Source organism: Neobacillus niacini, assembly GCF_048572935.1.
In the GTDB taxonomy this organism is placed as follows: domain Bacteria; phylum Bacillota; class Bacilli; order Bacillales; family Cytobacillaceae; genus Neobacillus; species Neobacillus niacini.
Genome location: NZ_CP183883.1, coordinates 4498788 through 4511438, shown reverse-complemented (window position 1 = coordinate 4511438; position 12651 = coordinate 4498788). Strand labels below are relative to the sequence as shown.

Genomic DNA, 12651 nt, shown 5'->3' with positions numbered 1-12651 from the left:
GGCCATGAGATAAGAGGTGTTAATATGAACAAGACATTTGTAAGATATATTTTACCAATTGTTCTCCCTATATTGATTGTTTTAATGTGGATCTATTTAACTGAAAAAGAAGTCATTGCGGCCTATTTAATTCCGTCACCTATAGTGGTTATAGATACATTTATTCAATTTTTAGGAGATGGGACTCTTTTGGATGATACTTGGACCAGTGTTAGCAGGATGCTGCAAGGTTATTTCTTGGCAGTGGTCACTGGACTAATATTCGGAATTATTATGGGATTGTTCGCTCGTATTGACCAATTTTTTGCCGGTGTATTTAATGCCGTAAGGGTAATACCGCCATTAGCTTGGATCCCAATCATTATCCTTTGGTTTGGAATTGGTGAGGCTTCTAAAGTAATCATTATTTTTAAGGGAGCATTTTTTCCAATTCTTCTAAATACGATTCAAGGCATTGAAGGGGTGCCGAAAGGTTATTTAGAAGTTTCTAAGCTGATGGGGGTAAGTAAGAGGAAAGGGTTATTTCAGGTGATTTTACCTGCTGCACTGCCTTCCATATTTGTTGGTCTCAGATTAGGACTTGGTACTGCATGGATGGCTGTTGTAGCAGCTGAGTTAATTGCTTCTGAATCGGGATTGGGATTTAGGATAACCCAAGGACGAGAACTTTCACAGCCGGATGTCATGGTTATTGGAATGGTGATGATTGGATTGATTGGAGTATCAATGGATGCATTAATAAAGTTGATTCAAAAGCGTGTCCTTTCCTGGCAGCCGGGGATTAAATCTTAGGAGGTTACGTAAATGCTTACCCAAGCTAGAGTTCAATATGGAACATATAAACCAAAAATCAAAATATCTAATTTATCAAAATCGTACATTCAAAGACACATGAAACTAGACGTATTAAATAACGTTAATTTAGAAATTCAGGAAGGAGAGTTTTTGACCATTGTCGGTTCAAGCGGTTGTGGAAAAAGTACTCTACTGCGCATAATTGCCGGTCTTGATGGGTCATTCGACGGCTCCATTACAATTGATGATCAATTAATTTCAGGCATTGGCCGGGATAGAGGGATGGTATTTCAGGATCATCGTCTGTTTCCGTGGATGAATGTTAAACAAAATATCAGTTTCGGTCTGGAGCACCTTACTGCAAAGGAGCGTAATAGAATAGTCCAAGAGCATATTGAATTAGTCGGATTAAAAGGTTTTGAAAAAGCGAAGCCCGGAGAACTATCTGGAGGTATGTCACAGCGTGTTGCAATAGCACGTACTTTAGTAAAAAAACCAGATATTATATTGCTGGATGAACCGTTTGGTGCTCTCGATGCACTTACAAGGATTCAAATGCAACATGAAATTCTGAGAATTAGAGAACAATCGAATATTACAATGATCCTCGTTACCCATGATATAGACGAAGCTGTATTATTAGGTGACAGAGTCATTGTCATGTCAAAAAGTCCAGGACGCATTCAAAAGACAATACCGGTTTATTTACCAAGACCACGCGATCGAAATAGTTATGATTTTATCAAAATTCGTGAACAAATATTTAACCTATTCTTCGAAAATGAAAAAGTAAAAATACCTGAAGACTATTCAATATAAAATTTTTTAAACAAAGTTGCCTCAAAGATGGGCAGCTTCTTTTTTTGGGAATTCTAATCCACCGTTAAGCAAACACTATAATTTAGATGTATTAAGTTGATTTTTGGAGGTAGAAGTATGAGTCGACTAGACAGGCTCAAAATGGGGACAGTGGAAACAAGGCACTTCCAACAGTTTAATGAGTTATTACGGTATGTGTTCCAAGTGACCAAGAAAGATTTACAAATGGTAGGCTGGGAAGAACGCGAAATCGCTTTAGCAAAAAAACCAGTACTTGAACAGGCGGATGTGATTGGCTGGTTTGATGGAGAGAAGCTTGTTTCACAATTGGCTGTTTACCCTTTTCAAGTTAACATTTTTGGAAGGACATTTGAAATGGGAGGGTTGACCGGGGTAGGGACCTATCCAGAATACGCGAATATGGGACTTATGTATAAATTAATGAAGCAAGCTCTTGCTGATATGCAGCAAAGAAAACAATCTATTTCCTATTTATTTCCCTATTCCATTCCATACTATCGCCGCAGAGGCTGGGAAATCATTTCGGATAAAATGACTTTTGAAGTGAGAGATGTCCAATTACCAAAGATAAAGAAAGTTCCTGGTTATGTAGAAAGGTTGGATATTGAGCATTCAGATGTAAGAACCGTATATAAACTTTTTTCTGATACCATGCATGCAGCCATGATACGAAATGATTTAGCATGGGATGAATATTGGAGATGGGATGTAGATGAGTTAACTGCTGCTGTTTATTATGACCACACACACCAGCCAAATGGATACTTGCTGTATTGGATTTCTGAGGATGTTCTCCATATTAAAGAGATGGTTTATTTAGATCAAGAGGCTCGTATCGGTCTCTGGAATTTTATTGGTGCACATTTTTCCATGGTGTCCAAGGTTGTCGGAAATATTTTTATGAATGAACCGTTAGCCTTTTGGCTGGAAGAGGGGGATATAAAAGAGACGATTTCTCCTTATTTTATGGCACGAATTGTAGATGCCAAACAGTTTATAGAACAATATCCATTTATAGCGACAGGAAAAGAAAGAAAAATAACCTTTAAGCTTGAGGATCCCATGCTGGAATGGAATCAAGGGACCTTCACGCTATGTGTTTCCGGTGATGGTCAGGGTAATCTTATTGAAAGTAATGCTACACCTGCTCTTTCATTTGATATACAGACACTTACAACAATGTTACTAAGTTATAAGAGACCTGCTTACCTTGCTTCTATTTTACGTATAAAGGGCGATGAACAGGCTGTTGAGGTATTAGAGAATATAATTGGGCGGCAAACACCATACTTTTCCGACTACTACTAAGATTGGTTATTCTGAGTGGGGGGCTTTGTAAATTTCACTATTGGTTATTTACAAAGATATGAAGTTCAATGAAGGACAAATCAAGCAAGTTCCGAGTGAGCATTGTCCTTCATAAGGTCGGTGAAGGACAAATCAGGAGAGATCCGAGTGAGATTTGTCCTTCATAAGGTCGGTGAAAGACAAATCAGGAGAGATCCGAATGAGATTTGTCCTTCATAAGGTTGATGAAAGACAAATCCGGAGAGCTGCGAATGAGATTTGTCCTTCATAAGGTCAATGAAAGACAAATCCGGAGAGTTCCCATGAGATTAGTCTTTCATAAGGTCGATGAAAGACTAATCCGGTAAGTTGCGAATGAGATTTGTCCTTCATAAGGTTGATGAAAGACAAATCCGGAGAGCTGCGAATGAGATTTGTCCTTCATAAGGTTGATGAAAGACAAATCCGGAGAGAACCCAATGAGATTTGTCCTTCATAAAGTCGATGAAAGACAAATCCGGTAAGTTGCGAATGAGATTTATCCTTCATAAGGTTGATGAAAGACAAATCCGGAGAGAACCCAATGAGATTTATCCTTCATAAGGTTGATGAAAGACAAATCCGGAGAGAACCCAATGAGATTTGTCCTTCATAAGGTCTATGTAATAACAATCAAAAAAGAAAGGGTGTTGGAACGTGAAAGAAAAAGAGATAGAACCACAATTTCAAAGCGGGAAAAATGTTGACAAGGATTTTAAAGGCTTATACGGGATGGACCCGGAAATGAGTTTGCTATCAGTCAACTTCGCCACAACTGAAAATACGTATTTAAATGAACATTATCAAGAAGACCCTAAAGAGGGCGAGTTCGAATAAGGGAAGGACCTTCGGGTAAGCTAATTTAGTATAATTCAAACCATGGAGGTAATACTTTGTATTTCTATAGAGAAGACCTAATTAATATGATAGTTCCAGATAAACCTGACCCTGCTGCAGCCAAAGTGCTACAGGAAACATTGGGCGGCAGATTCGGCGAAATGCGCACAATGATGCAGTTTTTCTTTCAAAGCTCAAACTTTAGAGGTAATCAAAAGCAATACCGTGATTTAATTAGAGGGATTTTCCTTGAGGAGATCAGCCATGTTGAACTTGTTCAAACAACGATAAATCAACTATTGAATGGGTCCGGTGAAGAGGCAGTTGGAGCCGGAGGTAGTAACGGTGCTCCATTAGAAGAAGCGGTAAAAGAACACGCTAACCCTCATCATTTTATTATGGGAGCTCAAAGTTCACTTCCAGTAGATGCTGGAGGAAACCCTTGGTCAGGTAATTATGTATATAGTCATGGAAACTTAATTAGTGATTTATTGGATAATGTTGTATTAGAATCAACCGGTGTCTTACAAAAAACACGGATTTATGAAATGAGCTCTAATAAAACGTTTAGGGAAACTTTAGCCTTCTTAATTGTCCGCGATAATGCACACCAAAACGCTTTCGCTAAGGCTCTTGAAACATTAGGTGTGAATTGGGGGAAAATCTTCCCAGTACCGAACTATGACATAAACAAGTATCCAGAATGCCGTAAATATGTAGAGATGGGCTACCATAATGCTCAATTTAACTTCAGACTTGATGAAACATTGATAGGATCGATATTCCAAGGTGAATCGCCAAGCAGAGATTCTGGAACATTACAAGTAGTGCCACCGCCACAAGGGTATCCAGTTCCGGTAATGCCTGATATGCCGAATGAGCATAGCCCTGGGATCAGTGATTTAAATAGATAAAGTGAAAAGGATGAGACACAGATGTGTTCATCCTTTTTTGTGGTGAAATTAACAATCGCCATGCTTATTTAAATGTAACGGCGGCGGAATCAGCCAGCCTTTTTCTTTATTTAAACGAAGGACTTTTGCTCCCAGTGCAGCTTTTTGAGCATGGATTTGCCCATACATCATCGCTACGTCTTCTCTAATTGATTTACCGATTATTTGGCTGCATAACACTAATCCAGCAGCGATATCAGCAGATAACCCGGCAGCAATAGCAGGGTCCGGAATACGTGCACCTACTGGAATATCCTCTAAACAAGCTTCAGGTGGTTCTGGCTGCGCAGGTGGCAAACCAATGCCATTTTCTTTTAAAAGCTCTTCCAATTGCTTTTTCTCTTGTTGGCAAAGTTCAGTTGCTTCCATTAATAATTTCTTTAGGTCATCATCACCTGCATGGTTTATCATGGTTAGATATCCTGCAATCATCCCATTGCCTGCTAATAATGAAGACCATAAATCAAATGCTTCGCCATAGTGTAAAGGCTCTTCTTTAGGGTTGCCGCTTAAAATTCCCATCGTTGCCCTCCTTAGTGTATATGAAAATTTATTCATCAAAGTGCCACCTTTCTTGAAGCACATCAATAGGGTTTCCATTTCGAGACCTTCTCATTAATTTTTTATCATTGTCGTCTATTTTATGTTTGCCAAAATCTATGCCTTACGCAGGTCGACTAACTGCGACAAGCTCCCACTTGACCGAAAAAAGTAAAAATCGGAAATTGGGTCAAATGGAGGCCTCCCACTTGACCGAAAAAAGTGAAAATCGGAAATTGGGTCAAGTAGAAGGCTCCCACTTGACCGAAAAAAGTGAAAATCAGAAATTGGGTCAAATAGAAGCCTTCCACTTGACCGAAAAAAGTGAATATCTGAAATTGGGTCAAATAGAAGGCACCCACTTGACCGAAAAAATGAAAATCGGTAATCGGGTCAAAAAGGAATATAGAATTTTTGGTCATGAGTCTGAATAATTTACATAAAATGTACAAGTTGAGATATAGGCGGAGTGGAGTGTTTTTTTTGAGTATTAGCATTTTAGTGAGTTACATTATTTTGGGCTTTACGCTGGCAGCCCCAATAGGTCCTGTGAATTCTGCGCGATTAGATAAGGGGATAAAAAATGGTTTTTGGCATGCGTGGGTAGTTGGTGCAGGTTCAATGGTTGCTGATGGATTCTTTATGCTGCTCGTTTATTTAGGGATGGTTCAATTTTTGGGTGTCCCGATTATTCAAATTTTCTTATGGTTATTCGGCGGATTTATCCTAATCTATTCAGGTGTCGAAAGTATGAAAAATGCAAATACAATTACCCTCACCTATAGCAGGGAGAAAGAATCATTAATAAAGTGTTTCTTTACAGGATTTATTATGTCCATTACAAGTCCATTATCTGTTTTATTTTGGTTGGGGATATATGGGTCTGTCTTAGCCAAAACAGCTCAAACATCCGGGACTGAATCATTGTTAATTTATAGCAGTATGATTTTCCTTGGATTGACCATATGGGACGTATTTGTTGCAGCACTCACAACTGGGTTTCGAAAGTTACTGACTGTTAAAAGTTTAATTGCCATCTCAATCATTTCGGGTGCTTCGCTCGTTTTGTTTGGTTTATATTTTGGATATCAGGGGATAAATGCGCTCTTCTAGTTAAAATATAAAATTAATACCTTCCTCCCTGTACTGTGATAGAATATAATAAAACTTTATTGGAAACACAACAAGAGGGGATTGACATGATTTTAAAGAACAAAAACCAAGTAAATAATACGCAAAATGAAGAGAAAAAAGAGTTTGCCATCCACAGTCGAAGATATTTAGGAGCGAAAACAAAGTTGCTTCCATTAATAGAAGATGTGGTCAATAAATCGATTCAAGAGTGGCACTCATTTACAGACTTATTTGGCGGAACGGGTGTAGTCGGAAATCGATTTAATAAACCAGGTAAGGAACTTATTATAAATGATTTGCTTTTTTCTAACATTCACAGTTATCACACCTTTTTCTCCCCGGAACCATTTGATAAGAATAAAGTAGCTTCTATCTTACAAACGTTTAATGAAGCAGATGTGAAGGAAGATAACTACTTTTCCATTAATTATGGTGATAAATATTTCACAAAAGAAAACGCGCGGAAAGTTGGATATGTTCGTGACAAAATGGAAGAATTAAAGCAGACAGGCAAAGTGAACAACAGAGAATTCTCCATTCTTTTCACCTCCCTTATGTATGCTTTGGACAAGGCTGCAAATACGGTGGGACATTACGAGGCCTACCGTAAGAACCTTGATATGTTTAACCCCATTACATTGCTCATGCCGGCTTTGACTGAGAATGAAACCAATCAATTAAATAAAATCTATCAACGAGACGCGAATGAATTGGTAAGAGAAATAAATACAGACATACTTTATATAGATACTCCCTATAATTCAAGACAATATGTTGATTCCTATCATCTTTTAGAAAATTTAGCAATGTGGGAAAAGCCGGAACTTGAAGGAGTGGCAAGGAAAATTAGTTCTGAAGACCGTCAATATGGCAAAAGTAAATATTGTTTAAAGTCTGCTCCAGAAGCATTTGATGATTTAATTCAACACGTAAATGCTAAACTCATCGTGGTATCTTATAGTAATATGGCAGAGAAGGGCGATGGCCGTTCAAACGCCAAGATATCTGATCATGAGATGATTTCATCACTAGAAAAACGCGGTAAAACCATTAGCTATGAACAAGACTACAAGCATTTTACAACAGGGCTGAAAGATATAGATAATTATCAAGAACGCCTTTTTGTGTGTCATGTTGGACAATAGGTGAAAAAATGACATTTATTAAATCACCTTTAAACTATACAGGTGGTAAACATAAGCTCCTGCCGCAGCTGACAAACCTGTTTCCGCCTAACGTTAATATTTTTATTGACCTCTTTACGGGGGGGGCGAATGTTGCAGTAAATATCGATTCACAAAAAACATTTGCTTTTGACATCAATGGACGATTGATATCTCTGTTTAATTATCTGAAAAACCATTCCTATGAAAACGTTGTTTCTGGAATCGAAGAAATCGTTGCTCACTATGAATTAAGTGATACGATGAATAAAGGCTATGATTTCTATCAGGCAAACAGTGCCGACGGAGTGGGTTTATATAATAAGGAAAAATATCTTCAATTAAGAAAAGATTATAATGAATCGATAAATAAATTTCCCATGGATTTACAATTCTTCACGTTGATTATCTTTGGATTTAATAATCAAATAAGATTTAACAAATCGGGCGGATACAATATACCAGTTGGAAAAAGAGATTTTAATAACAATGTTAGGGAAAATCTGTTTCAGTTTATGCAAGCCATGCAAATCCGAGACATTGAATTTCACGAGAAGGATTTTCGTGAGGTATCTATCCATCAGTTAGGCTCTGGTGATTTTCTTTATGCCGATCCTCCCTATCTGATTACAACTGCCACATATAATGAACAAAATGGCTGGACAGAAGAACATGAAAGAAGTTTATTAGAGCTATTGGATTCATTAAATTACCGTAAAGTAAAGTTTGCACTATCAAATGTTCTTGAAAAAAGTGATCGGAAAAATACAATACTAGAAAATTGGGCGCGCAATTATCACATACATGATCTAAAAATGAATTACAGTAATTCTAGTTATCAAAAGAAAAAACAGACCGGCTCATTAGAGCGAGAAGTGCTAATCACGAATTATTGAGGATTAGCGCTTCTTTTTTTTACATCTTTTTTCTTGTGATGTAAAAAGCTATATTAGAATGGAAGGGTAAGGGAGGGGTGTTTATGGTTAGGGATAGCGTTTGGAGTATCAATACCACATTGAGGTCTCCTGACCGGCTGCAGGGATACATAGAAATAGTTCGGATTATGCAAGGAAGGACAAGGGACGAGGAATTTGAGAAAGACTTCTTTTTTGAAACCATTCGTCGAGGCTTATACCAGCCAAACAGTAAGGATCCTGTGTGGAAAAAGCGTGTGAGCAGTTTTTTACCAAAAGAAGATTTTAGTTATATCTTATCGGAAGAAGAAGTTAACGATTTAATGTCAACCGTCTTTTATAAAAATAAAACCTATCAAGATGATCAATTTAAAATTTATGCCTTTCGTGGAAGAACAGCATTCTCTCCTCTTACAAACTTTGGTTTTGTACGAAATAGAGATGAATTTGGTAAGGTCTCGTTGACTCCATTAGGAGAAGCGTTTTCACAAGGGATTAACACGGAGAATATGTTCCTTAGGATGTTCTTAAAATGGCAGCTTGATAACCCAACGGAAATAAATGGCTTTAATATTAAGCCGTTCGTAGCAACCGTAAAAGTCATTGCAGGGGTCAATCAAAGAGCAGAAAAGTTAGGTTTGCGTCCGGTAGGTATCTCCTTTGATGAAATGAAAATGTATATTCCTACTTTAGTCGATGCGAAAAATATTGCTCAAACCATTGAGCAAATTATTGATTATAGACTTAAGGTAAAAAGTATGGGCGGGATGGAAAGAGAAGAATTCAAACAAAGTTTCTTTAATGATTTTACTGAGAGGGTATTCAACACAAAAAGCGAGGAATCCCTCAAAACGAAAAAGTCGAATCTTCGTGATTATGCAGATTCTGCGATAAGGTACTTCCGTGAAACGGGGATCCTTTATTTGCGTGGCGGTGGCCGGTATATTGATATCTCACCTAGTAGAACAAGAGAAGCTGCCTTCATCTCAGAGGAATTCACAGCAGAGGCTGATAATTTTAAAAATGTGGATGACTATATAAATTACTTAAGTGACACACAAACCCCAGATCTGCCATGGGAAACGTTTAGTCAATTAGGGATTGAATATAATAATCTATATGTAAAACATGAAAGAATACAAAATGCGATTGCAAAAATAAGGCCAGATGCTGTCAGGAATAGTGATTATATTGAAAAATTTACCGACATCAATAGGTTAGCGGACGCAGTACAATCTTTACGTCAATTGATTAGACAGTCAACCAGAACTTTAAAAATGTTCAAGAACGACCAATTCTTAAAATTAAAAGAAATCTCGATTGCTATAGAAGAGATGAGCGGGAGAACCCAAAGCTTTCGTAAGTTTCCAGAGGTGCAAAAACCATCTGTACGTTTAGAATGGTTATTTGCAGAAAGCTTAGTTGCGATTGGAAATGCAAATTTTATCAAACCTAATTACAATGTCGGTGATGATGGAATACCACTTTGGACAGCAAGAGGAAATGTAGAAGACTTATTGGCTGATTATCCGGACTTTCAATTAGTTGGTGAAGTGACCATGATGCAAGGTCGTGATCAATGGATTAACGAAGGCCAACCAGTCATGAGGCATGTAGCAGATTTGTCGAAGAAATCGACAAAGCCGACAATAGGTCTATTTCTAGCGCCTTCACTGCATAGAGATACAATCAATACTTTTTTTGGAAATGTGAAATATCCTATTTTTGAGGGTCAAACCTTGGCGATTATTCCTTTAACACTAAAAAACTATGCCAAAATCATCAATAAAATTTTTGAAATAAGAAATGTTGGCAGTTCATTTTCCCAAAAGGATTTATGGAATTTGTTTTCAGCGTTACACCATATCGCTGTTCAGCAAATTGATGATTCAACCCAATGGATACCAACCATTGATCAATATATAGACAGTTTTTGTAATCAATAAGAAGACATGTGCGCTAATCACATGTCTTTTTTGCTATGCAATCAAACTTGACTTTTTAGAAATTGTGCGTATAATACTCATTTGTGTTGAATTATTTTATTTAGATTATGTTCATAGATTGTTCATATTTACTTGTTACTATAAATTTATTAAACTCATAAAAAAATAAATGATATATTGCTAAAAGGCAGGTGCAACAAAATGAATAACTTAATTCAAAGGAGTCAGGGTATTTTAAATAAATATATTGGCTTTTTCTTTTTAGCTGTTTTCTTTCTTTGGATGAAAACATATTTGGCGCAATTAACTCAATTTGACTTAGGAATCGAAAATACATTACAAAAAATTCTTTTATTTGTGAACCCTTTAGGATCATCACTACTATTTTTAGGCTTTGCTTTACTATTTAAAGGACGAAAAAAATATATTGCATTACTTGTGATTGACTTCTTTTTATCTTTTCTTTTATTTGCAAATGTGGTTTATTACAGATTCTTTAATGACTTTATTACGCTGCCAACTTTAACTCAGACCCAAAACTTTGGGGATGTTAGTGGAAGTGTGGTAACACTTTTAAGACCTTATGATTTCTTATTCTTTATCGATATCATTGTTTTAGTTGTATTACTTGCTTTCCGATTGGTGAAGGTTGAGTATAAAGATATGAACCGCAGGAAAGTAGCTGCTGTATTCTCGTTATCATTGGCAATCTCATGTGGAAATCTTGGACTAGCTGAAAGTGATCGTCCACAGCTGTTAACAAGAGGATTTGACCGTAACTATATCGTCAAATATTTAGGAATGTACAACTACACAATCTATGACGCGGTAAAAAGTACGAAAGCATCAGCACAGAGAGTTATGGCTAATAGTGACGATATAACTGAAGTGATCAACTATACAAAATCTAATTACGCTGTGCCTAACCCTGCATACTTTGGGGCGGGAAAAGGTATGAACGTGATTTATTTACATCTAGAATCTATGCAGAATTTCCTTATTAATTATAAGTTGAATGGGGAAGAAGTAACACCTTTCCTTAATTCATTAACAAAGGACCAAAATACAATGTATTTTGATAACTTTTTCCATCAAACGGCGCAAGGTAAGACAGCTGATGCGGAATTTATCCTTGAAAATTCATTATATGGATTACCGCAGGGTTCTGCTTTTACGACAAAAGGATTAAATACGTATCAAGCAGCACCAGCGATTCTAGCGACTCATGGCTATACGTCTGCTGTTTTCCATGGAAACTCAGGAAGCTTCTGGAATCGCGATGAGATCTATAAATCATTTGGATATAAGCACTTCTTTGATGAAAATTTCTATAATATGAATCCGGATGATCTTGCAGAGTATGGATTGATGGATAAGCCATTTTTTAAAGAATCGATCCCAATGTTGGAATCATTACCACAGCCTTTTTATACTAAGTTTATTACTGTTTCAAATCATTATCCTTACCCGCTGGCTGAAGAAGAAGCAACGATTGCTCCACATACTACAGGTGATAAATCTGTTGATACCTACTTCCAGACAGCTCGTTATGCGGATGAGGCATTAAAGCAATTCTTTGATTATCTCAAAGAATCTGGACTATACGATAACTCCATTATTGTGATGTATGGTGACCATTATGGTATTTCAGAAAATCATAATAAAGCAATGGAAAAAGTTTTAGGAAAAGAAATTACTGATTTTGACAGCGCAGGATTACAACGTGTACCATTCTTTATTCGCGTACCTGGTATGGAGGGTGGAGTTAACCACGAATACGGTGGACAAATTGACATCTTGCCTACACTTCTTCACTTGTTAGGTATTGATACAAAAGATTATGTTCAGTTCGGTACTGACCTGTTATCTGAACAGCATGATGATCTTGTACCTTTCCGTGATGGCAGCTTTATGAGCCCAACTATTTCCGCAGTCGGAGGTAAGTTCTATGACTCCACTACCGGCTTGGAAATAGATGAAACAAGGCTGGAAGAGGCAGAGAATCTTCAGAATATCGTAGAAAATAAGCTGGCTCTTTCTGATAAGGTAGTAAATGGAGACTTATTACGTTTCTATAATCCTGAAAACTTTACACCAATTGACCGAACACAATATAATTACAATAAAAAATAGCATAATCTGAAAGGCTGTTTAGGGAATCCTAAACAGCCTTTTTTAGATATTTTTATAATATTGTCCAAAA

At 37.0% G+C, this 12651-nt stretch carries 12 protein-coding genes; 11 read left to right on the top strand and 1 reads right to left on the bottom strand.

Going from position 1 to position 12651, the window contains the following annotated elements:
* The first annotated feature begins 24 nt into the window (after positions 1–24).
* From ACN6MT_RS22300 to ACN6MT_RS22280, 5 genes are all read left to right on the top strand, one after another.
* Positions 25–792, top strand: coding sequence for an ABC transporter permease (locus tag ACN6MT_RS22300; protein WP_419888102.1), 768 nt, complete (start codon positions 25–27; stop codon positions 790–792).
* 12 nt (positions 793–804) lie between these two features.
* Complete coding sequence (locus ACN6MT_RS22295; protein WP_419888101.1) at positions 805–1614, top strand: ABC transporter ATP-binding protein; 810 nt, start codon at positions 805–807, stop codon at positions 1612–1614.
* A gap of 117 nt (positions 1615–1731) precedes the next feature.
* Positions 1732–2943, top strand: coding sequence for a GNAT family N-acetyltransferase (locus tag ACN6MT_RS22290; protein WP_419888100.1), 1212 nt, complete (start codon positions 1732–1734; stop codon positions 2941–2943).
* A 675-nt stretch (positions 2944–3618) separates the two neighbouring features.
* Positions 3619–3798 carry a hypothetical protein gene (locus tag ACN6MT_RS22285; protein ID WP_419888099.1) on the top strand — a complete coding sequence of 60 codons (180 nt, stop codon included), beginning with the start codon at positions 3619–3621 and terminating at the stop codon, positions 3796–3798.
* Between the two features lie 56 nt (positions 3799–3854).
* Positions 3855–4712, top strand: coding sequence for a manganese catalase family protein (locus tag ACN6MT_RS22280; protein WP_419888098.1), 858 nt, complete (start codon positions 3855–3857; stop codon positions 4710–4712).
* Positions 4713–4760: 48 nt separating this feature from the next.
* On the opposite strand, the gene ACN6MT_RS22275 is transcribed toward ACN6MT_RS22280, so the two are convergent.
* Positions 4761–5273 (bottom strand): DUF3231 family protein, encoded by a 513-nt coding sequence (locus ACN6MT_RS22275; protein WP_034674288.1) that lies wholly within the window; start codon positions 5271–5273, stop codon positions 4761–4763.
* Between the two features lie 227 nt (positions 5274–5500).
* Between ACN6MT_RS22275 and ACN6MT_RS22270 the strand changes: the two genes are divergently transcribed.
* The 6 genes from ACN6MT_RS22270 (at position 5501) to ACN6MT_RS22245 (ending at position 12581) form a co-directional block, all read left to right on the top strand.
* A complete protein-coding gene (locus tag ACN6MT_RS22270) occupies positions 5501–5725 on the top strand; it encodes a hypothetical protein (protein WP_419888097.1) in 225 nt (74 codons plus the stop codon).
* Between the two features lie 49 nt (positions 5726–5774).
* Positions 5775–6404, top strand: a complete 630-nt coding sequence (locus tag ACN6MT_RS22265) for a LysE family transporter (RefSeq protein WP_034674318.1) — start codon at positions 5775–5777, stop codon at positions 6402–6404.
* An 86-nt stretch (positions 6405–6490) separates the two neighbouring features.
* Positions 6491–7570: a DNA adenine methylase gene (locus tag ACN6MT_RS22260; RefSeq protein WP_419888096.1), complete on the top strand. Its 1080-nt coding sequence runs from the start codon at positions 6491–6493 to the stop codon at positions 7568–7570.
* Between the two features lie 8 nt (positions 7571–7578).
* Positions 7579–8484 carry a DNA adenine methylase gene (locus ACN6MT_RS22255; protein ID WP_419888095.1) on the top strand — a complete coding sequence of 302 codons (906 nt, stop codon included), beginning with the start codon at positions 7579–7581 and terminating at the stop codon, positions 8482–8484.
* An 83-nt stretch (positions 8485–8567) separates the two neighbouring features.
* The gene (locus ACN6MT_RS22250; protein ID WP_419888094.1) at positions 8568–10448 is read left to right on the top strand and encodes an AlwI family type II restriction endonuclease; all 1881 of its coding nucleotides are present in this window, start codon (positions 8568–8570) and stop codon (positions 10446–10448) included.
* Positions 10449–10649: 201 nt separating this feature from the next.
* Positions 10650–12581: an LTA synthase family protein gene (locus ACN6MT_RS22245; RefSeq protein ID WP_419888093.1), complete on the top strand. Its 1932-nt coding sequence runs from the start codon at positions 10650–10652 to the stop codon at positions 12579–12581.
* Positions 12582–12651: the final 70 nt, after the last annotated feature.

Bases quoted from the DNA above. Each gene is read 5' to 3' on its own strand.
- ACN6MT_RS22300 (WP_419888102.1), top strand. From the start codon at position 25: ATGAACAAGACATTTGTAAGATATATTTTACCAATTGTTCTCCCTATA.
- ACN6MT_RS22295 (WP_419888101.1), top strand. From the start codon at position 805: ATGCTTACCCAAGCTAGAGTTCAATATGGAACATATAAACCAAAAATC.
- ACN6MT_RS22290 (WP_419888100.1), top strand. From the start codon at position 1,732: ATGAGTCGACTAGACAGGCTCAAAATGGGGACAGTGGAAACAAGGCAC.
- ACN6MT_RS22275 (WP_034674288.1), bottom strand. From the start codon at position 5,273: ATGGGAATTTTAAGCGGCAACCCTAAAGAAGAGCCTTTACACTATGGC.
- ACN6MT_RS22260 (WP_419888096.1), top strand. From the start codon at position 6,491: ATGATTTTAAAGAACAAAAACCAAGTAAATAATACGCAAAATGAAGAG.
- ACN6MT_RS22255 (WP_419888095.1), top strand. From the start codon at position 7,579: ATGACATTTATTAAATCACCTTTAAACTATACAGGTGGTAAACATAAG.
- ACN6MT_RS22250 (WP_419888094.1), top strand. From the start codon at position 8,568: ATGGTTAGGGATAGCGTTTGGAGTATCAATACCACATTGAGGTCTCCT.
- ACN6MT_RS22245 (WP_419888093.1), top strand. From the start codon at position 10,650: ATGAATAACTTAATTCAAAGGAGTCAGGGTATTTTAAATAAATATATT.